Origin of the sequence: Streptomyces sp. AB3(2024), from assembly GCF_041862025.1 — a bacterium.
Lineage (GTDB): Bacteria > Actinomycetota > Actinomycetes > Streptomycetales > Streptomycetaceae > Streptomyces.
In genome coordinates this window covers 36314-58446 of the sequence record NZ_JBGWAB010000029.1, presented here as the reverse complement: position 1 = coordinate 58446, position 22133 = coordinate 36314, and the positions used below count along the sequence as shown (strand labels likewise).

The window sequence follows — 22133 nt, the reverse complement described above, 5'->3', positions numbered from 1 at the left end:
AGAGAGGATGTGAATAGATTGACCAACATCGGAGGAGGCACCGCCATGTCAGGACCCCGCCCCGTACGGGCCGCGCGAGGCACCGAGCTCAGCACCCTGGGATGGCAGCAGGAGGCCGCCCTGCGCATGCTGCAGAACAACCTCGACCCCGAGGTCGCGGAGCACCCCGACAAGCTCGTCGTCTACGGCGGCACCGGCAAGGCCGCGCGCGACTGGCGCTCGTACGACGCGATGGTGCGCACCCTGCAGACCCTCAAGCAGGACGAGACCATGCTGGTCCAGTCCGGCCGCCCGGTCGGCGTGATGCAGACCCACGAGTGGGCGCCGCGCGTCCTGCTCGCCAACTCCAACCTGGTCGGCGACTGGGCCAACTGGGAGGAGTTCCGCCGCCTGGAGCACCTGGGCCTGACCATGTACGGCCAGATGACCGCCGGGTCCTGGATCTACATCGGCACGCAGGGCATCCTCCAGGGCACCTACGAGACCTTCGCGGCCGTCGCGGCCAAGAAGTTCGGCGGGACCCTCGCCGGCACCATCACCCTCACCGCCGGCCTCGGCGGCATGGGCGGCGCCCAGCCGCTGGCCGTGACGATGAACGACGGCGTCGCCATCTGCATCGACGTCGACCCGCGCGCCATCGAACGCCGCATCGAGCACCGCTACCTGGACGTCAAGGCCGACAGCCTCGCGCACGCCCTCCAGCTGGCCGTCGAGGCCCGCGACGCCCGCAAGCCGCTCTCCATCGGCCTCCTCGGCAACGCCGCCGAGCTGCTGCCGCAGATGCTGGCCGAGGGCGCCCCGATCGACATCGTGACGGACCAGACCTCCGCCCACGACCCGCTCGCCTACCTCCCCGTCGGCGTCGACTTCGACGACATGGCCGCCTACGCCGCCAAGGACCCGGCGGGCTTCACCACCCGCGCCCGCGAGTCCATGGCCCGCCACGTCGAGGCCATGGTCGGCTTCATGGACGCCGGCTCCGAGGTCTTCGACTACGGCAACTCCATCCGCGGCGAGGCCCAGCTGGCCGGCTACGACCGCGCGTTCGCCTTCCCCGGCTTCGTCCCCGCCTACATCCGGCCGCTGTTCTGCGAGGGCAAGGGCCCCTTCCGCTGGGCGGCGCTGTCCGGCGAGGCCTCGGACATCCACAAGACCGACAAGGCGATGCTGGAGCTCTTCCCGGAGAACGAGTCCCTGCACCGCTGGATCAAGATGGCCGGCGAGCGCGTCCACTTCCAGGGCCTGCCCGCGCGCATCTGCTGGCTCGGCTACGGCGAGCGCGACAAGGCCGGCGAGCGCTTCAACGAGATGGTGGCCGACGGCACCCTCGCAGCCCCGCTGGCCATCGGCCGCGACCACCTCGACTGCGGCTCGGTCGCCTCCCCGTACCGCGAGACCGAGGCCATGCTCGACGGCTCCGACGCGATCGCCGACTGGCCGCTGCTCAACGCCATGGTCAACGTCGCCTCCGGCGCCTCCTGGGTCTCCATCCACCACGGCGGCGGCGTCGGCATGGGCCGCTCCATCCACGCCGGCCAGGTCACCGTCGCCGACGGCACCAAGCTCGCGGGCGAGAAGATCCGCCGCGTCCTGACCAACGACCCCGGCATGGGCGTCATCCGCCACGTCGATGCCGGCTACGACATCGCCGAGTCGGTCGCCGACGAGCGGGGCGTGCGCGTCCCGATGCGCGAGGGCGACGCGTGATCCCCACCCCCGAGGCATCCGCCCCCCGCGCCGCCGCCGCACCCGCGGCGGGGGCCGGGGGCGGCGCCGGCTCCTTCCACACCCTGTGGAACGAGCTCGCGCCCATCGGCCGCCACGCGGACAGCGGCGGGTACCGCCGCTACGCCTGGACCGGCGCCGACGCCGACTGCCGTGCCTGGTTCCGGGCGCAGGCCGAGTCCCGCGGCCTCACCTACGAGGTGGACCGCAACGGCAACCAGTGGGCCTGGCTCGGCGACCCCCTCGCGGGCGACGCCGTCGTCACCGGCTCCCACCTGGACTCCGTCCCGGACGGCGGCGCCTTCGACGGCCCCCTCGGGGTGGTGTCCTCCTTCGCGGCCCTGGACGAACTCCGCTCCCGCGGCGCCTCCTTCTCCCGGCCGCTGGCCATCACCAACTTCGGTGACGAGGAAGGCGCCCGCTTCGGCCTGGCCTGCGTCGGCTCCCGGCTCGCCGCCGGACAGCTGACCAAGGAGAAGGCGTACGAGCTCCGCGACGGCGACGGCGTCAGCCTGCCCGACGCCATGGAGCGGGCCGGTTACGACCCCGAGGCCATCGGGGCCGACCCCGAACGCCTCGCCCGCATCGGCGCCTTCGTCGAACTGCACGTCGAACAGGGCCGCGCCCTCGACCTGTCCGGGGACCGCGTCGGCATCGCCTCCGCGATCTGGCCGCACGGCCGCTGGCGGTTCGACTTCCACGGCGAGGCCAACCACGCGGGCACCACCCGCCTCGTGGACCGCCGCGACCCGATGCTGACGTACGCGCAGACCGTGCTCGCCGCCCGCCGCGAGGCGGCCCTCGCCGGGGCCGTCGCCACCTTCGGGAAGATCTCCGTCGAACCCAACGGGGTCAACGCCATCCCCTCCCTCGTACGCGGCTGGCTCGACTCCCGGGCAGCCGACCAGGCCACCCTCGACACGGTCGTCACCGCCGTCGAGAAGGCCGCCCGCGAGCACGCCGACCGGGACGGCATCGACCTCGCCGTCGTCCGGGAGTCCTTCACCCCGGTCGTCGAGTTCGAGCACGCCCTGCGCGACGAGCTGAACCGGATCCTCGGCGGGAGCGTCCCCGTCCTCGGCACCGGGGCGGGACACGACGCCGGAATCCTCTCCGCCGCCGTCCCGACCGCGATGCTGTTCGTGCGCAACCCCACCGGGGTCTCCCACTCCCCGCGGGAGTTCGCCGCCGAGGACGACTGCGTGGCCGGCGTCCTCGCCCTCGCCGACGTACTGGAAGGCCTGGCATGCCGCTGAAGACGTACTGGCTGGAGCACGCCTGGCTCGGCACCCACGTCGAGCCGGGCGTGGCCCTCGACGTGGGCGCCGACGGCCGCATCGCCGGGCTGCGCACCGGGGTGGACGCCCCGCCCCCCGGGGCGGAGGTGCTGCGCGGGCTCACCGTCCCCGGCCTGGCCAACGCGCACTCCCACGCCTTCCACCGGGCGCTGCGCTCCGTCGTCCAGGTCGGCTCGGGCACCTTCTGGACCTGGCGCGAGGTCATGTACGGCGTCGCCCAGAACCTCACCCCCGAGAACTACTTCGCCCTCGCCCGCGCCGTGTACGCGGAGATGGCGCTGGCCGGCATCACCGACGTCGGCGAGTTCCACTACGTCCACCACGCCCCCGGCGGCACCCCGTACGCCGACCCCAACGCGATGGGCGAGGCGCTGATCGAGGCGGCCGCGGCGGCCGGCATCCGCATCACCCTCCTCGACACCGCGTACCTCTCCGCCGGCTTCGGCGAGGCACCCGACCCGCACCAGCTGCGCTTCTCCGACGGCACCGCCGAGGCCTGGGCCGAGCGGGTCTCGGCCCTCAAGCCCCGCGAGCACGCGCTGATCGGCGCGGCGATCCACTCCGTACGCGCCGTCCCGGCCGACCAGCTGGCCACCGTCGCGGCCTGGGCGCAGGAGCGGCAGGCCCCGCTGCACGTCCACCTGTCCGAGCAGACGGCGGAGAACGACGCCTGCCTGGCCGCCCACGGCCGCACCCCGACGCAGCTCCTCGCCGACCACGGAGTCCTGGGCCCGCGCACCACCGGCGTCCACAACACGCACCTGACGGACGAGGACATCGCCCTGCTCGGCGGCACCACCACCGGCACCTGCATGTGCCCGACCACCGAACGCGACCTCGCCGACGGCATCGGCCCGGCCGGCCGGCTCCAGCGCGCGGGCAGCCCGCTGTCCCTGGGCAGCGACAGCCACGCGGTGATCGACCTGCTGGAGGAGGCGCGGGCGATGGAGCTGAACGAGCGCCTGCGCAGCCGGACCCGGGGGCACTGGACGGCCAACGCCCTCCTGACGGCCGCGACCGCCGACGGCCACGCGTCCCTGGGCCGCCCGGACGCGGGACGCCTGGAGACCGGGGCCCTCGCGGACTTCACGACCATCGCCCTGGACACCGTCCGCACCGCCGGGCCGCCTCCCCGCCTCGGCGCCGAGACGGCCGTCTTCGCCGCCTCGGCCGCCGACGTCCGCCATACGGTGGTGGGCGGCCGGCACGTGGTCCGCGACGGGGTCCATACCCTGGTCGGGGACGTGGCCGGCGCCCTGGGCGAAGCCATCGCCGCCGTCCGCGGCTGACGCCTGGAACTCCCCCACCCCGCCCCTTCCCGAAACCGGGGCAGCGGCCCCGGACCCCGCTTCCGGGGCTCCGCCCCCGGGCCCCCGCGCCTCAAACGCCGGCGGGGCTGGATTTCGCGCAGCGAAATTCCAGCCCGCGCGGCGTTTGAGCGCACCGGGCGCGGAGCGCCCGGTATCGGGTCCGGGGCGGAGCCCCGGTTCCGGGAAGGGGCGGGGTGGGGGAAACGAACCTCCCGAGAGGAACCCATGACCACCACCCTCATCACCAACATCGGCAGCCTCGTCACCAACGATCCCGCCCTCGGTGACGGATCACCCCTCGGCCTGATCGAGAACGCCGCCGTCGTCATCGACGGCGAGGCCGTCGCCTGGGTCGGCCACGCCGACAAGGCCCCCGCCGCCGACGCCGCGTTCGACGCGACCGGCCGCGCCGTCATCCCCGGCTTCGTCGACTCGCACTCCCACCTCGTCTTCGCCGGCGACCGCACCGCCGAGTTCAACGCCCGCATGTCCGGCCGCGGCTACTCCGCCGGAGGCATCCGCACCACCGTCGCCGCCACCCGCGCCGCCAGCGACGAGGCGCTGGAGGCCAACCTGCTGCGCCACCTCGACGAGGCCCGCCGCCAGGGCACCACCACCTTCGAGACCAAGTCCGGCTACGGCCTCACCGTCGCCGACGAGGCCCGCGCCCTGCGCATCGCCGCCGCGCACACCGAGGAGGTCACCTACCTCGGTGCGCACATCGTCTCCCCCGACTACGCCGACGACCCGGCGGGCTACGTCGACCTCGTCACCGGCGAGATGCTGGCCGCCTGCGCCCCGTACGCCCGCTGGGTGGACGTCTTCTGCGAGAAGGGCGCCTTCGACGGCGACCAGGCCCGCGCCATCCTCACCGCCGGCGCCGCCGCCGGGCTGATCCCGCGCGTCCACGCCAACCAGCTCTCCCACGGCCCCGGCGTGCAGCTCGCCGTGGAGCTGGAAGCCGCCTCCGCCGACCACTGCACCCACCTCACCGACGCCGACGTGGACGCCCTCGCCCAGGCGGCCGCAACCACCGTCGCGACCCTCCTGCCCGGCGCCGAGTTCTCCACCCGCGCCCAGTGGCCCGACGCCCGCCGGCTCATCGGCGCGGGCGCCACCGTCGCCCTGTCCACGGACTGCAACCCCGGCTCCTCCTACACCAGTTCCATGCCGTTCTGCATCGCGCTCGCCGTCCGCGACATGGGCATGACCCCCGACGAGGCCCTGTGGTCGGCCACCGCCGGCGGCGCCGCCGCGCTGCGCCGCACCGACATCGGCCGGATCCGCCCCGGGGCCCGCGCCGACCTCGCGCTCCTCGACGCGCCCAGCCACGTCCACCTCGCCTACCGGCCGGGCGTCCCGCTCGTCTCCGCCGTCTGGCAGCGGGGGGTACGCGCAGCCTGACGCCCCGCCCGACGCCCCGCCCGACGTCCCGCGCGCCCCGGGAACGGCCGGAAACGGCACGTCAGGGGAGCCGTTGAACCGGGCCGTCCTTTGTCTTCCCTCCGCAGGGTCCCGGGCGTACCTTGAGCCACCAATCTGATGTGTCGTCAGTAACTTGTGGCCCGAGGGGAAGACGAAGGTGTCCGACCGGAAACGTTCCACCGCGCTCGCGCTGGCCGCCGCGCTGGCCGGATCGGCGGTGCTGCTCGCCGCCCCCGCGGCCCACGCCGATGTCGTCGACGTCCAGTACGACTGCAAGACCCCCATCGGGGACAAGTCCGCGGTGTCGCCCATCGACATCAAGGCCGTCAAGGAGGGCGACGGCTACAAGCTGACGATGTCCTTCCAGAAGGGCGTCTCCTCCAGCCCCATCGAACTGGGCAAGGGCGCCATGACCCCCAGCGCCGTCATCCAGACCGACGGCGCCGAGAAGGCCACCGTCCAGGTCTCCGGCCCGCCCAACTCCGAGGCCGTGCCCGCCAACACCCCCATCAAGATCAGCGACCTCTCGGGCACCTACACCCCCAAGCAGAGCGGCAAGGTCACCTTCACCGCCGGGGTCCTCACCATCAAGGCCGTGGGCACCACCACCACCTGCACCCCCGGGAACAGCCCCAAGCCCTCCCTGGAACTCCAGGTCACGGGCGCGGGCGGTGCCCAGGACCCCGCCCCGCCCACCGGCGACACCCTCCCGCAGACCGGACCCGCCGACTCCGCCCTCGCCCTCGGCACCCTCGGCGCCACCGTGCTCCTCACCGGCGCCGCCGGAACGCTCTGGCTGACCCGGCGCGGCCGCCGGGCCGGCGAGACCCGGCCCTGAACGGAGCGGCCCCGGCCATGCGCGTGCTCCACACCCTCACCCGGCTCGGCGTCGCGCTGCTCGCCGCCGCCGCCCTCCACGGCGCCCCGGCCGCGGCCGCCGACGAACCCGGCTGGACCGCCGAACCGGCCACCGGGCGGCCCGGCCCCCCGCGCCCGTACTTCTACCTCGCGGGCGCGGCCGGCGCCGTCCTGGAGGACCACCTCACCCTCGCCAACGCCGGCGACCGCGAACGGACGCTCACCCTGCGCGGCGCCGACGCCTACAACACCCCCGACGGCGCCCTCGCGGTCCGCCCGGCCGGACAGGGCGCACCGGCGGCGGCCGGCGTCGGCGCCGGGGCCGGCTCCTGGATCAGCTTCGGCGCGGCCACCACCGTGAAGGTCCCGCCGCGCACCCGCGCGGTGGTCCCCTTCACCGTCACCGTGCCGCCCGCCGCCGCGCCCGGGGACCACCCCGCCGCCGTCGTCGCCACCGAGGCCGGCCACGAGTCGGCGGTACGGGTCCACCTGCGCGTCGGCGGCCCGGCACTGGCCGCCCTGACCGTCGAGGACGTCGCCGTGCACGGCTCCGGGGCCTCCGCCGTCATCCGGTACGCGCTGGTCAACCGCGGCAACGTGGCCCTCGCCCCGGAGCTCGCGGTCCGCGCCGAGGGCCGCTTCGGCGAGGTCCCCGGCCGGGGCGCCCACGCAGTGCCCGTCGAGCTGCTGCCCGGCCGGCGGGTCGAGCTGAGCGAGCCCTGGCCCGGCGCTCCCGCCCTCGACCGGGTCGCCCTCACCCTCACGGTCACCGCCCCCGGCGCCGCACCGGCCACCGCCCGCGCGTCGGTGTGGCTCCTGCCCGGGGGGACCGCCGCGCGGCTCGGCGCCGGGCTGCTCGCCCTCGGCACGCTCGCTACGGCCGCGCTGCTCCTCGTACGGACCCGGCGCACCGGCCGGGCACGTCCCCCCGAGCCGCCCGCGACCGCGGCGGCGCCCGCACCGGAACCCGAGCTGACGGGAGCGTCCAGGTGAGCCCCAGCCCCCGCCGCACCCCCCGCCGCACCCCCGGCCCCCTCCCCACCGCCGGCGGCACCCGCGGTCCCGTGCCCCGCGCCGCCCGCCGCCGCGCCCGCATCGCGTCCCTCCTGGCCGCGCTCGCCGGCCTCGCCGCCCTCGCGCTGCTCCCGGCCGCGGCCCCGGCCGCCGCCGACACCGGCAAGCCCGCCGTGGCGCTCTCCCTCCAGGAGGCCGCCAAGGGCACCGAGATCGCCGTCGACGGGACCGGCTGGCGGGCCAGGACCATGGTGATGCTGCTGGTCTGCGGCCAGAACATGATCGGCGGCACCAACAGCTGCGCCAACGCCGACGGGGTGGCCGTCGCGGTCGGCGACGACGGCCATTTCGCGGCCCGGCTGCCGGTCGTGGCCCCGCCCAAGCCGTGCCCCTGCGTGGTGAACGTGACCTCCGTCAACGGGGACCAGTCCACCGTCGCCGTACCGCTGAAGATCACCGACCATCCGGTGGCCGACCTGCCCGCGGAATCCGGCACCGCCCGCCTCGCGGTGCTCACCGGGGTCCGCCTCACCGGCGACGACGGGGTGCTGACCTGGTTCGGCGCGCCGCCCGGCAGGAAGTTCCGGGTCACCGTCGGCAACCTCGGCTCGGCCCCCGTCAAGGACCCGGTCTTCCAGCTCGGCACCGCCCACGGGGTGTTCGCCCCGACGTGGGAGGAGGCCCGCTGGAAGGGCACCATCGCGCCCGGCGGCAAGGCCGAGGTCGCACTGGACGTGGAGCTCCCGGCCGGCGCCCACGGCGATTACGCCGTCTCCCTCAAGTACGGCGACACGGTTCTGGCCACCCAGCCCTGGGGCGTCGACCGCCCGTACGGGGTGCTGCTGTTCTGGGCCCTGCTCCTGCTGGTGATCCCGACGGCCCTCTTCCGGCTCGGCATGGCCCTCGTGGACAAGGTCCGCCCGCGCACCGCCGCCCCCGGCGCGGGCCGCCGGCACGCGGCCTCCGCGGTGACGGCCCGGCTGCCGAGGATCCCCGGCGTACGGGAACGGGCTCCGGCGGGGCCGCCCCCGGCCGGCCCCGCCCCGGTCCTGCCCTGGTTCACCCCGGAGCCGCAGCCGCAGCCGCAGCCGGAGCCGCAGCCGGAGCCGGAGCCCGGCGCGGGACGCCCGCGCGCCCCACAGACATCCGCACCGTCCGATCACAGTCCGACGACGAAGGGACACTCGTGAAGACCCAACGGAGGGTGAGCGCGGCCGTGGTTGCGCTGCTGCTCAGCGGCGCGGGTATCGCCATGGCGGCTTCGCCCGCCCAGGCCGCCGACGCCACGTTCAAGGTCAGGTGCGTGCCGCCGGCCGGAGGCGGTGATCCGGTGGAGGGCGAGACCACCGCCAGGATCACGGCGCCGGCCACGGCGAAGGTCGGGGACGAGGTCGACGTGTCCTGGGAGACCGTCAAGCCCGCCTCGAACAACACCGACCTGATGGTGATCCCGAAGGACGCGGTCCAGCCCACCGGCTGGATCGCGCTCGGCGGGGGCATGGGCGAGCTGAAGGTGGTGGGGGAGAAGAAGAACCCCGAGATCCCCAAGAAGGCGCCTATGGTCATGTCCGTCATGAAGGGCAAGGTGAAGCTGACCAAGGCGGGGAAGATCAGCCTGACCCCCGGCAGGTACGAGGTCGCGATCACCTTCTCCTTCGGCACCTTCGTCACGAAGTGTGCGCCGACGGGTGAGGTGAGCGGCGGGGCCACCATCGACGTGGCGGCCGGCAGCGGCACCGGCGGCACCACGACGGGCGGCACCACGACGGGCGGCGCGACGACCGGCGGCACCACGACCGGCGGTTCCACGACCGGCGGTTCCACCACGACGGGCGGCTCGACCACCACCGGCGGTTCCACCACGACCGGGGGCTCCACCACCGGAGGCAGCGGCGGCCAGACCGACTTCCCGGGCAAGGCCGTCGAGGTCGCCTACGACTGCGGCGCGGTGGTTCCGGGCGGCATCAAGACCCCGGTCACGATCAGCGCCAAGAAGAACGGCGGCGGCTACGACCTGACGGTCAAGACCGCCAAGGGGGCCATGGCGGCCCCCATGGCCCTGCCCGCCGGAGCCCTGAAGCCCTCGATGGACATCAAGCTGGGCGGCGCCGACAGCGGCTCCGTCAAGGTCACCGGCCCGGCCAACGCCGAGCCGATCCCGGACAAGGCCCCGGTCAGCCTGAGCGACATGACCGGCACCTACAAGCCGGGCAAGACGGGCAAGACCACCCTCAGCCCCGACCAGCTGACGATCGACGTCACGATGGCCCCCGGTTCCACCCCGATCAACGTGCCCTGCAAGGCCACCACCAGCGCGGTCTCCCTGGAGCTGGACACCACCGCCCAGCAGGGCGGCGCCACCGGCGCCACGACGGCCGGCACCTCCGGGACCTCCGGCACCGGCGGCGCCGCGGGCGGCCTCGCCGAGACCGGCGCCGAGAACACCGGCGGGGTCAAGGCCCTCGCCCTCGTCGCCGGCACGGTGATCCTGCTCGGAGCCGCGGTCTTCACCCTCACCCCCTGGCGCCGCCTGCGCGGCACCCGCTAGCCCCACCCCGTCCGCACACGCGGAACGGCCCGGCACACCGAAGGGTGTGCCGGGCCGTTGCGTCGTACGGGGCGGGGGTGCGTCAGTGCACGTCGCCCATGAGGACCTGGACCTTCTTGCGGTACGTGTAGACCGCGAAGCCGGCCAGGACCGCGGCGAGCGCCTGGAAGGCGATCACCCAGGTGCCGTTGAGGTCCACGCCACCGATGGACAGGAGGCTGGTGATGCAGTCACCGGCGGTGACCGCGAGGAACCAGACGCCCATCATCTGGGAGGCGTACTTCTGCGGGGCCATCTTGGTGGTGACGGAGAGGCCGACCGGGGAGACGCACAGCTCACCGATGGTCTGGATCATGTATATCGAGACCAGCCACATCGGGGAGACCTTGGTGCCGTCGCCCGCCATGCCCATCGGAACGATGAAGACGAAGAACGAGGCGCCGATCAGGACCAGGCCCATCGCGAACTTCACGATGGTGTTCGGCTCCTGGTTCTTGCGGGACAGCCAGACCCACAGCCAGGCGAAGACCGGGGCCAGGGCCATCACGAACAGCGGGTTCAGCGACTGGTACCAGGTGGCCGAGAAGCCGAGGCCGAGGACGGTGTCGGCGGTCTTGTCGTCCGCGAACAGGGACAGCGTGGAGCCACCCTGGTCGTAGATCATCCAGAAGACGGCGGCGGCGATGAAGAACCAGATGTACGCGGTCATCTTCGACTGCTCGGCGCCCGACAGGTCCTTGTCGCGCTTGATGCGCGTCAGGACGGCGATCGGGATGAACAGGCCGGCCAGGGTCAGCGGGACCAGGGCCCAGTTCAGGGTGTAGGCGCCGAGGGCGACCACGGCACCGTAGAAGACGGCGATGCCCACGACCGCGATCGCGACCTTGGTGAGGACGGCCGTGCGCTCCTGCGGGGACAGCGGGTTCGGGACCACGCTGCTCTTCGGGCTCAGGTGCTTGGTGCCGAGCAGGAACTGGGTCAGACCCAGGCCCATGCCGACGGCGGCGAGGGCGAAGCCCAGGTGCCAGTTGTGCTCCTTGCCGACCGTGCCGACGACGAGCGGGGCCACGAAGGCGCCGAGGTTGATGCCGACGTAGAACAGCGTGAAGCCGCCGTCACGACGCGGGTCCTCGGGACCGTCGTAGAGGTGGCCGACCATCGTGGAGATGTTGGCCTTGAGCAGGCCGGAGCCCACCGCGACGAGGATCAGACCGACGAAGAACATGGCCTGGCCGGGGAGGGCCAGCGACAGGTGACCACCCATGATCACGAAGCCGGCGATGGCGACCGTCTTGCGGGCACCCCAGACGCGGTCTCCGAACCAGCCGCCGGGCATGGCCATGAGGTAGACCATCGAGACGTACACGGAGTAGATGGCCGTGGTCGTGGCCGCGGTCATCGCCAGGCCGCCGCCCTGGCTGCCCGTGGCGGCGTCGGCACCGCCCGAGACCAGGTAGTACACGAGGAGGGCCCTCATGCCGTAGTAGGAGAACCGCTCCCACATCTCGGTCATGAAGAGAGTGGCCAGGCCACGGGGGTGTCCGAAGAAGGTCTTCTCGGCGGCCGGGGTCGCCGAGTCCTTCGTCAGGCTGGAAGCCATGGTCGATCCTTGCTTGCTCGGGACGCTTGGCTTCGTGAGCTGTTCAGCGCCCGGTGGGGGGTGGCCGGCACCGGCAGACGGGTGTCCCACCCCACGCCCTGGGGTCTCGGCTCCGGTCGGGAGACGAAGGAACAGCAGTCACCGGGATCCACGCCCTGTGCGCTGCATCGCGCGCAGGGCCCGGCCCACAGGTCATTCACTGTCATCTGGGCCGGATGAAACCGACCAGAGCAGAATTTGAGGTCCTTGGCTCGCTTTTCGGCACAAAGATCCCCTGGGTAGTGCATCAGGCGTCTCGCCACCATACGACAGGACACTGCGGCATATGGAAGGACTTGAGAGATGGATCACAGGCTTCCAGGGAACCGTTTCGTCATATTCGAAGGCCGTTAGTAGTTCATAAGCCCAGTTCGAGAGGGGTGTGCGGGCAAGCACCTCCTCGCAGCCGCCGCGGACTACCATCACCCACATGACGCGTGTACTGCTCGCCGAGGACGACGCATCCATCTCGGAACCCCTGGCCCGCGCCCTGCGCCGGGAGGGCTACGAGGTCGAGGTACGGGAGGACGGCCCCACCGCCCTTGAGGCCGGACTGCAGGGCGGCGTCGACCTCGTCGTCCTGGACCTCGGACTGCCCGGCATGGACGGCCTGGAGGTGGCCCGGCGACTGCGCGCCGAGGGCCACGGCTTCCCCATCCTCGTCCTCACCGCCCGGGCCGACGAGGTGGACACGGTGGTCGGCCTCGACGCCGGCGCCGATGACTACGTGACCAAGCCCTTCCGGCTCGCCGAGCTGCTGGCCCGCGTCCGGGCCCTGCTGCGGCGCGGCGCCAACGAGGCCGCCCAGGCCCCCGCCACCCACGGCGTGCGCATCGACGTGGAGTCCCACCGCGCCTGGATGGGGGAGGAGGAGCTCCAGCTCACGGCCAAGGAGTTCGACCTGCTGCGCGTCCTGGTCCGCGACGCCGGCCGGGTCGTCACCCGCGACCAGCTGATGCGCGAGGTCTGGGACACCACCTGGTGGTCCTCCACCAAGACCCTCGACATGCACATCTCCTGGCTCCGCAAGAAGCTGGGCGACGACGCCGCGAACCCCCGCTACATCGCCACCGTCCGGGGCGTCGGCTTCCGCTTCGAGAAGAGCTGAGTCCTCTCCCTAGGGCATCCTCTAAGCCATGCGCCGCCGCCTGATCAACTCCACGCTCGCCGTGGTGCTCGTCGTGATCGCCGTGTTCGGGGTCTCCCTCGTCATCGTGGAGACCCGGACCATCACCAGCAGCGCCCAGGACCGCATCGGATCCGAGGCGCTGCGCCTGCTGGGCACCGTCGAGGCGGACGCGCTGGAGCACAAGCCGGTCGACCCCACCGCGCTCGCCGAGCAGCTGGACCTGGGCACCTACGCCCGCATCTCCATCCCCGGCCGGCCCGTCGTCGAGGTCGGCGACCGGATCCCCGACAGCGTCATCCGGGGCACCGCCCGCGGGGAGCAGGGCGAGGTGGTGACCGTCGAGGAGTCCCGCGCCACCGTCACCAAGGAGGTCGGGCGGACCCTGGCGGTGGTCGGGGCGGTGGCACTGCTCGCGGTCGTCGCGGCCGTGCTGCTCGCCGTACGCCAGGCCAACCGGCTCGCCTCCCCGCTCACCGACCTCGCCGAGACGGCCGAGCGGCTCGGATCGGGCGACCCGCGGCCCCGGCACAAGCGCTACGGCGTCCCCGAGCTGGACCGGGTCGCCGACGTGCTCGACTCCAGCGCGGAGCGGATCGGCCGGATGCTCACGGCCGAACGCCGGCTCGCGGCCGACGCCTCCCACCAGCTGCGGACCCCGCTGACGGCCCTGTCGATGCGGCTGGAGGAGATCACGGTCACCGACGACCTGGAGACCGTACGGGAGGAGGCCACCATCGCCCTCACCCAGGTGGAGCGGCTCACGGACGTGGTGGAGCGGCTGCTGACGAACTCGCGGGACCCGCGCACCGGCTCGGCGGTCCCCTTCGACCTGGACGAGGTCGTCAAGCAGCAGGTGGAGGAGTGGCGGCCGGCCTACCGCAGCGCCGGGCGGGCCATCGTGCGCTCCGGGAAGACGGGGATGCGGGCCGTGGGCACCCCCGGGGCGGTCTCCCAGGTCCTGGCGACCCTCGTGGAGAACGCACTGATGCACGGGGGCGGCACCGTCGCGCTGCGCACCCGGGTGACCGGCAACCAGGCCGTACTGGAGGTCACGGACGAGGGACCCGGCGTCCCCCCGGACCTCGGCAACCGGATCTTCGAGCGGGCGATCAGCGGCCGCAACTCCACCGGGATCGGCCTCGCGGTCGCCCGGGACCTCGCGGAGGCGGACGGCGGCCGGCTGGAGCTGCTCCAGAGCCAGCCGCCGGTGTTCGCGCTGTTCCTCAGCCGTACCGCGCCGCAGCGGACCCAGCCGGAACAACCGACCGTCCGCTGACCTGCCGGTCCGGCGGCGGGCGTCGCACCGCGACAGGCGCCGCCTTCGAGGGAGCGGCTACTTCACGGCCGGCGCGGCCGGCTCCGGGGTGAGAGCCGCGGCCGGCGCCTCGTGGCCGTCCCGCTGCTCGACGACCAGCGAGGGCGCCACGGGCGCGGGCAGGGCCTGGAAGACCCAGGTCCGGTAGGACCAGAAGCGGAACACGGTGGCGATCGCCATGCCCAGGAACTTGAAGACGTTGTTCTGCAGCGAGCTGTCCCAGCCGAAGCCGTACGTCGCCGCGTAGAGCACGCCGCTCTCGATGACCATGCCGATCAGGCTGAACAGCACGAAGAGGATCATCTCGCGACGACGGCCCCCGAGGTCGCGGTCGCGGTACGTGAAGTAGCGGAAGCCGATGTAGTTGGTGACGATGGCCACCACGATGGCTATGACGTTCGCGCGCACCGTCTGGAGGTCGGTCGTGCTCCGGAGCAGGTTGAACACACCGAAGTTGACCAGGACGCCCAGCCCGCCCACCGCGCCGAACTTGACGGCCTCCCGGGCGAGACCGCGGAAGCGCTCGGACAGCGGTGCTGCTTTCGGCGTACTCATGTGATCCTTCAGTCCCTGTCCGTCGTCGTCGCCCCACGCTGGAGCGTCACTCGATTTCGTCAACCCCGACATGTTAAGTGTCGCCCCCGGCCCCCGTACGCGCCTTGGCGCCCCTGCGACGCACGGCACACCGCCCGTAAACGCGGGTATGCGCCAGGCCACGTCCGGATGGCGGAATACCGCCGGATACCCTGGAGTGGTGACGTTCCCGGTAGTCGGCATGGTCGGCGGCGGACAGCTCGCCCGCATGACCCACGAGGCGGGTATCCCCCTCGGCATCAGATTCAAGCTCCTCAGTGACACCCCACAGGACTCGGCGGCCCAGGTCGTGAGCGACGTCGTCATCGGCGACTATCGCGATCTGGAGACACTGCGCGCCTTCGCGCGCGGCTGCGACGTGATCACCTTCGATCACGAGCACGTACCCACCGAACACCTCCGGGCCCTGGAAGCGGACGGCATTCCCGTCCGCCCGGGGCCCGACGCGTTGGTGCACGCCCAGGACAAGGGGGTGATGCGCGCCAAGCTCGACGAGATCGGCGCGCCCAGCCCCCGCCACCGGATCGTGCGCGATCCGGCGGACGCGGCGGCCTTCGCGCAAGAGGTGGGCGGCTTCCCGGTCATCCTCAAGACGGTGCGCGGCGGGTACGACGGCAAGGGCGTGTGGTTCGTCCGCACGCCCGAGGACGCGGAGGCCCCGTTCAAGGCGGGCGTCCCCGTCCTGGCGGAGGAGAAGGTGGACTTCGTCCGCGAGCTCGCGGCCAACATCGTCCGCTCCCCGCACGGCCAGGCCGTCGCGTACCCCGTCGTCGAGTCCATCCAGGTGGACGGCGTGTGCGACACGGTGATCGCCCCCGCCCCCAACCTCTCCGAGGCCCTCGCGGGCGAGGCCCAGGCCCTCGCCCTGCGCATCGCCAAGGAACTCGACGTGACCGGCCACCTGGCCGTGGAGCTGTTCGAGACCACCGACGGCCGCATCCTCGTCAACGAACTGGCCATGCGCCCGCACAACAGCGGCCACTGGACCCAGGACGGTGCGGTCACCTCCCAGTTCGCCAACCACGTCCGCGCGGTCCTGGACCTCCCCCTGGGCGACCCCCGCCCCCGGGCCCGCTGGACGGTCATGGCCAACGTGCTCGGCGGGGATTACCCCGACATGTACGCGGCGTACCTGCACTGCATGGCCCACGACCCCCAGCTGAAGATCCACATGTACGGCAAGGACGTGAAACACGGCCGCAAGGTCGGCCACGTCAACACCTACGGCGACGACCTGGACGATGTGCTGGAGCGCGCACGTCACGCAGCCGGCTACCTCAGAGGAACCATCACCGCATGAGCACCGCTACCGCAGGTCCCGTCATCGGCATCGTCATGGGTTCGGACTCCGACTGGCCGGTCATGGAGGCCGCCGCCCAGGCACTGGACGAGTTCGAGATCCCGTACGAGGTCGACGTCGTCTCCGCCCACCGGATGCCCCGCGAGATGGTGGCGTACGGCGAGCAGGCCGCCGGCCGCGGCCTGAAGGCGATCATCGCCGGCGCGGGCGGGGCCGCCCACCTGCCCGGCATGCTCGCCTCGGTCACCCCGCTGCCCGTCATCGGCGTACCGGTCCCGCTGAAGTACCTCGACGGCATGGACTCGCTCCTCTCGATCGTCCAGATGCCCGCCGGGGTCCCCGTCGCCACCGTCTCCGTCGCCGGCGCGCGCAACGCGGGCCTGCTGGCCGTACGGATGCTGGCCGCGCACGACCCGGAGCTGCTCGCCCGGATGCGCGAGTTCCAGCAGGAGCTGAACGACCAGGCCACCGAGAAGGGCAAGCGGCTGCGCACGAAGGTCGCCGGCGCGGACTCCTTCGGATTCGGCAAGTGAGCGCGGCGCAGCGCCTGGAGGAGGCGCGCGGCCTGCTCGCGGAGCACCCGGTCGTCGACGGGCACAACGACCTGCCCTGGGCGCTGCGCAACCAGGTCCGCTACGACCTGGACCGGCGCGACATCGGCGCCGACCAGTCCGCGTACCTGCACACCGACATCCCCCGGCTGCGCGCCGGCGGGGTCGGCGCGCAGTTCTGGTCCGTGTACGTACGCTCCGACTTCGCGGGTGACGAGGCGGTCAGCGCCACCCTGGAGCAGATCGACGCCGTCGGCCAGCTGATCGACCGTTACCCGGACACCCTGGTGCGGGCGCTGACGGCCGACGACATGGAGGCGGCCCGCGAACGGGGCAGGATCGCCTCCCTGATGGGCGCCGAGGGCGGCCACTCCATCAACAACTCGCTCGCCACCCTGCGCGCGCTGCACCGCCTCGGCGTGCGGTACATGACGCTCACCCACAACGACACCATCGACTGGGCGGACTCGGCGACCGACGAGCCCCGCCACGGCGGGCTCACGGACTTCGGCCGCGAGGTCGTCCGCGAGATGAACCGCGTCGGCATGCTCGTGGACCTCTCGCACGTGGCGGAGACCACCATGCGCGACGCGATCGCCGTCTCCTCGGCGCCGGTGATCTTCTCGCACTCCTCGGCGCGGGCCGTCTGCGACCACCCGCGCAACGTCCCCGACGACGTGCTGGAGCTGCTGCCCGTCAACGGCGGTGTGGCGATGGCCACCTTCGTGCCGAAGTTCATCCTGCCCGCGGCCGTGGAGTGGACCGCGGCGGCCGACGAGAACCTGCGCGCCCACGGCTTCCACCACCTCGACACCTCACCCGGGGCGATGGAACTGCACCGGGCCTTCGAAGCGGGCCGGCCGCGCCCGGTGGCCACCGCGGCCACCGTCGCCGACCACCTGGACCATATGCGCGAGGTGGCCGGCGTCGACCACATCGGCATCGGCGGGGACTACGACGGCACCGCCTTCACCCCGTCCGGACTGGACGACGTGGCGGGCTACCCCAACCTGATCGCGGAGCTGCTCACGCGCGGCTGGTCGCGGGCCGACCTGGCCAAGCTGACCTGGTCGAACGCGGTACGGGCGCTGCGCGACGCCGAGGCCGTGGCCCGCGGCCTGTCGGCGTCCCGGGGGCCGTCGAACGCCCACCTCTGACGCTCCACCGGGGGCGGGCCGCGGGGTTCCACCCCGTGACCCGCCCCTTTCCACACCCTCCTCCACCCGAACGCCACATCCGCCGGGCGTCCCGGCCGCCCCACATGTCACGGTGGCACCACCATCTCCTCCCCTCCCCGCTGCCGCCGAGACCGGAGCGAACGCCATGGCCGACCTGCAGGACGACCCGCACGCCGCCCCCAGCCTCCCGGTGGGCCCCGGCTCCGCCGGGGTCGAGGACGTGTCCGCCCCCGCGGCGGTGGCCGGTGCCCTGGAGCGGGCCGGCGCGCTGCTCGCCGTACATCCCGTGGCGGACGGGTGCAACAGCCTCGTCCGGACCCTGCGCCACAGTCCGTACCACGACATCGGCACCCCCGACACCGGGATCGACACCGACATCCCGCGGCTGCGGGCCGGGGGAGTGGGCGCCCAGTTCTGGTCGCTGCTGGTGCCGCCGGACCGGACGGGCCGGGGCGGCGCGGCCGGGGGCGGGGCGCGCGAGGGCGGGCCGGCCGACCAGGTGGTCTCCGACACCCTCGAACTGATCGACGTGGCGCTCGCCCTGGTCCGCCGCTACCCCGACGGCCTGCTCCTGGGGCTGAGCGCCGACGACATGCTCGACGCCCGCAACCGCGGCCGGATCGCCTCGTTCCTCGGCCCGGTGTCCGGGCGTACGCTGACCGATTCCCTCGGCGCGCTACGGGCCTTCCACGCGCTGGGCGTACGGATCCTCGCGCCGGCGGGGGCGTCCTGGGCGCTGGAGGGGCTGACGGCCTTCGGCCACGAGGTGGTCAAGGAGGTGAACCGGCTCGCGATGCTGCTCGACCTCACGGGCTGCCCGCCGGTGGCGGCCTGTCAGCTCGCGGCGGCCTCGAAGGCCCCGGTGATCGTCTCGAACACGGGGGCGGCGGCGCTCACCGCGCATCCGGACAACGTCACCGACGAGGTGCTGCTGGCACTCAGGGCGGCCGGCGGTCTGGCGATGGTCACCTTCGACACCGCGCGGACGGGGGACTCCCTGCACGCGGTGGCGGACCACTTCGACCACTTGCGGGCGGTCGCCGGCGCGGAATGCGTGGGACTGGGAGCCGCCTTCGGCGCGGAGGGGGCGACACCCCGTCCGGCGGGGCTCACCGATCCCTCGGGCTACCCCAGACTCCTCGCGGAACTACTGGAGCGGGGCTGGCCGGAGTCCGACCTGGCCCTGCTGACCTGGGGCAACGCCCAGAGGGTACTGCGCGACGCGGAGTTCACGGCCCGCGCCGCACAGCACCGCAGAAGTCCTTAGGCGGACTCGGCGGCCAGGCTGCTCTTGGGCAGCACCGTCGCCTTCCACAGGCGCAGGCCGGACCACACCGTGGCGTACAGCAGCAGGCCGTTGCGCGTGCACAGCAGGATCGTGCCGAGCGTGGAGTTGGTCAGGATGTCCGAGCCGTACCAGACCGGGAAGATCAGCGTGGTGAGCGCGGTGGCGACCACGAGCAGCCAGGCGATCGGCCGCTGGGTGGTGTGCCGGGACGTCAGGCAGACGGCCGCGAGGCCGAGCAGCCAGATCATGTACTGCGGGCTGATGACGCGGCTGGTGACCGTGAACACCATGATCGCGCAGAGTGCGGCGTCGAACGGGGTCGCCGTCGACCACCGGTTCGCCTTCACGCGCCACAGCAGGAGCAGCAGGAAGCCGATCACCGTCAGCGCGAGGGAGGCCCGCGCGATGCTGGAGACGTACGGGCCGACGTACTCGAAGGCGCCGTACTGGAAGTTGATCTTCCCGGGCCACAGGTGGACGAGCCGGGCCGCCATCAGCGCGCTGCCGCCGAGGGACTCGACCTGGACCCCGCGGGAACCCTGGTTGCCCAGGAAGCCGAGGGTGTCGCGGAACAGTGCGGCGAAGACGGCGAGCAGCGCCACGCAGGAGAGCGCGGCGGCGATGAAGGCCTCGCGCGTCGACTTGCCGCGCGGGGTGCCGAGCAGGGTGAGCAGCGGCCACACCTTGACCATGGCGCCGATGCCGGCGATGACCCCGCCGAGCTTCGGGCGGTAGCGCAGGCAGAGCAGCGAGGCCACGGCGAGCAGGGTGACCTGGACGTCGTAGCGGGCGAACGGGGTGGCCATCAGCATCGGCAGCGTGACGAGCCACAGGACGGCGCCGGCCATGCTGCCGTCGTCGCGGCGGGCGGCGCGCATCAGGCCGACGAGGACCACCGCGTCGCAGAGCACCGTCAGGGCGACGAAGGCCTGGAAGTAGGTCAGGAACGGCAGGAGATCGGGCGACAGGAAGATCGCCGCGGCTGCCGGGGGGTACTGCCACATGATGTCGTTGTGCGGCATCGTCCACGTGACGAGGACGTTGTACCAGTTGTGATAGGTCGCGGTGATCTCTACCCGTACGACGTTCGAGCTGAAGAAGTCGTTGACGAGCATCCAGAGCATCGCGGCCCGACTGGCCAGCCAGAAGCCCGCGATGCCCAGAAGGGCTTTGCGTCCTCGCATGGCTGCTTCGAAGGATCCCCGCCGGTCACGCGTGGCGGGCGCCGCCGTCGCAGATGCGGTGGGGTTGGTCGGGGGGCTGCTGGTCGTGGTCATCGGCCCGAAGTCTACCCAGTCATTTATTCCACTTACTTGGGTGCGAGCGGGCGAAACGGGGTAGGGGGATACGCCCAGGTCAGCCTCCGTATCCCCCAAATCCCTTACGCGTGCGGCCGTCCCATGGCCCGGTACGTCCAGCCGGCGGCCCGCCACCGCTCCGCGTCCAGCGCGTTCCGCCCGTCCCTTTCCGCACGCGCCGCTCGCGCGCCTCGGCCCCGGGGGGCCTCGGCGGCTTCGTGGCGCTGCGCCGGACTCCGTCCGTCGGGGCGGGGTTACGCGTGCGGCCGTCCCATGGCCCGGTACGTCCAGCCGGCGGCCCGCCACCGCTCCGCGTCCAGCGCGTTCCGCCCGTCGAGGATCAGGCGGTCGGTGACGGCCTCGCCGAGGGCCGTGGGGTCCAGGTCGCGGAACTCGCGCCACTCGGTGAGGTGCAGGACGACCTCGGCGCCGCGGGCGGCCTCCAGCGCGGAGTCGGCGTAGCCGAGGGTGGGGAAGACGCGGCGGGCGTTGTCCATGCCCTTCGGGTCGTAGACGGTGACCTGCCCGCCCTGGAGGTGGATCTGCCCGGCGACGTTGAGCGCGGGCGAGTCGCGGACGTCGTCCGAGTCGGGCTTGAAGGTGGCGCCGAGGACGGCGACCCGCTTGCCGAGGAAGGAACCGCCGACCGCGTCGCGTGCCAGCTCCACCATGTGGCCGCGGCGGCGCATGTTGATGGAGTCGACCTCCCGCAGGAAGGTCAGGGCCTGGTCGGCGCCCAGTTCGCCGGCCCGGGCCATGAAGGCCCGGATGTCCTTGGGCAGGCAGCCGCCGCCGAAGCCGATGCCCGCGCGCAGGAACTTCGCGCCGATCCGCTCGTCGTGGCCGATGGCCTCCGCCAGCTTGACCACGTCACCGCCCGCGGCCTCGCAGACCTCGGCCATCGCGTTGATGAACGAGATCTTGGTGGCGAGGAAGGAGTTGGCCGCCGTCTTGACCAGCTCGGCGGTCGGGAAGTCGGTGACCACCAGCGGGGTCCCCTCCGCCATCGGCGTCCCGTACACCTCCCGCAGCACCTTCTCGCCGCGCTCTCCCCGTACGCCGATGACGATCCGGTCGGGGTGCAGGGTGTCCTGGACGGCGAAGCCCTCGCGCAGGAACTCCGGGTTCCAGGCCAGCTCCACGTCCGCGCCGGCCGGGGCCAGCTCCACGAGCTTCGCCGCGAGCCGCTCCGCCGAGCCCACCGGCACGGTGGACTTGCCGACGACCAGCACCGGCCGCGTCAGGTGCGGGGCCAGCGAGGCCATCGCGGAGTCGACGTAGGACATGTCGCAGGCGTACTCGCCGTGCTTCTGCGGGGTGTTCACGCAGACGAAGTGGACGTCGCCGAACTCCCCGACCTCTTCCCAGGACGTGGTGAACCGCAGCCGGCCCGTCGAGCCCGGCAGCCCGGCGACGTGCGAGGCGAGCAACTCCTCCAGCCCCGGCTCGTACATGGGGACCCGGCCGGCGGCCAGCATCTCGATCTTCTCCGGGACCACGTCCAGTCCGAGCACCTCGAAGCCCAGCTCGGCCATCGCGGCGGCGTGTGTCGCGCCGAGGTAGCCGGTGCCGATCACAGTGATCTTGAGGGGGGCCATGGGTGCTCCAGAGGTGCGGGGCCGTTTGCGGCCACCGAGCATAGTCGTGCCCCGTGTGGGGACGT

The 22133-nt window shown here is 72.8% G+C and carries 18 protein-coding genes; 14 read left to right on the top strand and 4 right to left on the bottom strand.

The genetic code is table 11. The features are described from left to right. The first annotated feature begins 45 nt into the window (after positions 1-45). From hutU to ACEPPI_RS14915, 8 genes are all read left to right on the top strand, one after another. Positions 46-1707 carry a urocanate hydratase gene (gene hutU, locus ACEPPI_RS14950; protein ID WP_373915703.1) on the top strand — a complete coding sequence of 554 codons (1662 nt, stop codon included), beginning with the start codon at positions 46-48 and terminating at the stop codon, positions 1705-1707. After that, positions 1707-2981: an allantoate amidohydrolase gene (locus tag ACEPPI_RS14945; RefSeq protein WP_373915711.1), complete on the top strand. Its 1275-nt coding sequence runs from the start codon at positions 1707-1709 to the stop codon at positions 2979-2981. Before hutU ends, ACEPPI_RS14945 begins: the two co-directional genes overlap by 1 nt. After that, on the top strand, positions 2972-4312 hold the full coding sequence (locus ACEPPI_RS14940) for a formimidoylglutamate deiminase (RefSeq protein ID WP_373915702.1): 1341 nt from the start codon (positions 2972-2974) through the stop codon (positions 4310-4312). Before ACEPPI_RS14945 ends, ACEPPI_RS14940 begins: the two co-directional genes overlap by 10 nt. A gap of 246 nt (positions 4313-4558) precedes the next feature. Then, positions 4559-5737 (top strand): imidazolonepropionase, encoded by a 1179-nt coding sequence (gene hutI, locus ACEPPI_RS14935; protein ID WP_373915701.1) that lies wholly within the window; start codon positions 4559-4561, stop codon positions 5735-5737. Between the two features lie 178 nt (positions 5738-5915). After that, positions 5916-6596 carry an LPXTG cell wall anchor domain-containing protein gene (locus ACEPPI_RS14930; protein ID WP_373915700.1) on the top strand — a complete coding sequence of 227 codons (681 nt, stop codon included), beginning with the start codon at positions 5916-5918 and terminating at the stop codon, positions 6594-6596. 17 nt (positions 6597-6613) lie between these two features. After that, complete coding sequence (locus ACEPPI_RS14925; RefSeq protein WP_373915699.1) at positions 6614-7609, top strand: hypothetical protein; 996 nt, start codon at positions 6614-6616, stop codon at positions 7607-7609. 71 nt (positions 7610-7680) lie between these two features. After that, the gene (locus tag ACEPPI_RS14920; RefSeq protein WP_373915710.1) at positions 7681-8820 is read left to right on the top strand and encodes a hypothetical protein; all 1140 of its coding nucleotides are present in this window, start codon (positions 7681-7683) and stop codon (positions 8818-8820) included. Then, on the top strand, positions 8817-10178 hold the full coding sequence (locus ACEPPI_RS14915; protein WP_373915698.1) for a hypothetical protein: 1362 nt from the start codon (positions 8817-8819) through the stop codon (positions 10176-10178). The genes ACEPPI_RS14920 and ACEPPI_RS14915 overlap by 4 nt, the downstream gene beginning before the upstream one ends. Positions 10179-10260: 82 nt before the next feature. Here ACEPPI_RS14915 and ACEPPI_RS14910 read toward each other — a convergent pair whose 3' ends face one another. After that, positions 10261-11778 carry a peptide MFS transporter gene (locus ACEPPI_RS14910; protein WP_373915697.1) on the bottom strand — a complete coding sequence of 506 codons (1518 nt, stop codon included), beginning with the start codon at positions 11776-11778 and terminating at the stop codon, positions 10261-10263. Positions 11779-12247: 469 nt separating this feature from the next. On the opposite strand from ACEPPI_RS14910, the gene ACEPPI_RS14905 reads away from it, so the two are divergent. Beyond that, positions 12248-12925 carry a response regulator transcription factor gene (locus ACEPPI_RS14905; RefSeq protein ID WP_030231763.1) on the top strand — a complete coding sequence of 226 codons (678 nt, stop codon included), beginning with the start codon at positions 12248-12250 and terminating at the stop codon, positions 12923-12925. A gap of 28 nt (positions 12926-12953) precedes the next feature. Beyond that, complete coding sequence (locus tag ACEPPI_RS14900) at positions 12954-14222, top strand: ATP-binding protein (RefSeq protein WP_373915696.1); 1269 nt, start codon at positions 12954-12956, stop codon at positions 14220-14222. A gap of 57 nt (positions 14223-14279) precedes the next feature. Here the strand turns inward: ACEPPI_RS14900 and ACEPPI_RS14895 are convergent, their stop codons facing one another. Then, positions 14280-14816 (bottom strand): GtrA family protein, encoded by a 537-nt coding sequence (locus ACEPPI_RS14895; protein WP_373915695.1) that lies wholly within the window; start codon positions 14814-14816, stop codon positions 14280-14282. A gap of 199 nt (positions 14817-15015) precedes the next feature. Here ACEPPI_RS14895 and ACEPPI_RS14890 point away from each other — a divergent pair, with 199 nt between their 5' ends. The 4 genes from ACEPPI_RS14890 (at position 15016) to ACEPPI_RS14875 (ending at position 19151) form a co-directional block, all read left to right on the top strand. Then, positions 15016-16155, top strand: coding sequence for a 5-(carboxyamino)imidazole ribonucleotide synthase (locus ACEPPI_RS14890; protein ID WP_373915694.1), 1140 nt, complete (start codon positions 15016-15018; stop codon positions 16153-16155). Next, positions 16152-16688, top strand: coding sequence for a 5-(carboxyamino)imidazole ribonucleotide mutase (gene purE, locus ACEPPI_RS14885; RefSeq protein ID WP_266839418.1), 537 nt, complete (start codon positions 16152-16154; stop codon positions 16686-16688). The genes ACEPPI_RS14890 and purE overlap by 4 nt, the downstream gene beginning before the upstream one ends. Beyond that, positions 16685-17863: a dipeptidase gene (locus ACEPPI_RS14880; protein ID WP_373915693.1), complete on the top strand. Its 1179-nt coding sequence runs from the start codon at positions 16685-16687 to the stop codon at positions 17861-17863. The genes purE and ACEPPI_RS14880 overlap by 4 nt, the downstream gene beginning before the upstream one ends. Before the next feature lie 166 nt (positions 17864-18029). Next, positions 18030-19151 carry a membrane dipeptidase gene (locus ACEPPI_RS14875; RefSeq protein WP_373915692.1) on the top strand — a complete coding sequence of 374 codons (1122 nt, stop codon included), beginning with the start codon at positions 18030-18032 and terminating at the stop codon, positions 19149-19151. On the opposite strand, the gene ACEPPI_RS14870 is transcribed toward ACEPPI_RS14875, so the two are convergent. Beyond that, positions 19148-20449, bottom strand: coding sequence for a glycosyltransferase 87 family protein (locus ACEPPI_RS14870; protein WP_373915691.1), 1302 nt, complete (start codon positions 20447-20449; stop codon positions 19148-19150). The two genes, ACEPPI_RS14875 and ACEPPI_RS14870, sit on opposite strands and share 4 nt — an antisense overlap. A gap of 275 nt (positions 20450-20724) precedes the next feature. Then, positions 20725-22068 (bottom strand): UDP-glucose/GDP-mannose dehydrogenase family protein, encoded by a 1344-nt coding sequence (locus ACEPPI_RS14865; RefSeq protein ID WP_373915690.1) that lies wholly within the window; start codon positions 22066-22068, stop codon positions 20725-20727. Positions 22069-22133 lie beyond the last annotated feature (65 nt).

Excerpts from the sequence above, each read along its gene's own strand:
- ACEPPI_RS14875 (WP_373915692.1), top strand. The coding sequence starts at position 18,030 with ATGGCCGACCTGCAGGACGACCCGCACGCCGCCCCCAGCCTCCCGGTG.
- ACEPPI_RS14900 (WP_373915696.1), top strand. The coding sequence starts at position 12,954 with ATGCGCCGCCGCCTGATCAACTCCACGCTCGCCGTGGTGCTCGTCGTG.
- ACEPPI_RS14940 (WP_373915702.1), top strand. The coding sequence starts at position 2,972 with ATGCCGCTGAAGACGTACTGGCTGGAGCACGCCTGGCTCGGCACCCAC.
- ACEPPI_RS14905 (WP_030231763.1), top strand. The coding sequence starts at position 12,248 with ATGACGCGTGTACTGCTCGCCGAGGACGACGCATCCATCTCGGAACCC.
- purE (WP_266839418.1), top strand. The coding sequence starts at position 16,152 with ATGAGCACCGCTACCGCAGGTCCCGTCATCGGCATCGTCATGGGTTCG.
- ACEPPI_RS14865 (WP_373915690.1), bottom strand. The coding sequence starts at position 22,068 with ATGGCCCCCCTCAAGATCACTGTGATCGGCACCGGCTACCTCGGCGCG.
- ACEPPI_RS14895 (WP_373915695.1), bottom strand. The coding sequence starts at position 14,816 with ATGAGTACGCCGAAAGCAGCACCGCTGTCCGAGCGCTTCCGCGGTCTC.
- ACEPPI_RS14870 (WP_373915691.1), bottom strand. The coding sequence starts at position 20,449 with ATGACCACGACCAGCAGCCCCCCGACCAACCCCACCGCATCTGCGACG.
- hutI (WP_373915701.1), top strand. The coding sequence starts at position 4,559 with ATGACCACCACCCTCATCACCAACATCGGCAGCCTCGTCACCAACGAT.
- ACEPPI_RS14925 (WP_373915699.1), top strand. The coding sequence starts at position 6,614 with ATGCGCGTGCTCCACACCCTCACCCGGCTCGGCGTCGCGCTGCTCGCC.
- hutU (WP_373915703.1), top strand. The coding sequence starts at position 46 with ATGTCAGGACCCCGCCCCGTACGGGCCGCGCGAGGCACCGAGCTCAGC.
- ACEPPI_RS14910 (WP_373915697.1), bottom strand. The coding sequence starts at position 11,778 with ATGGCTTCCAGCCTGACGAAGGACTCGGCGACCCCGGCCGCCGAGAAG.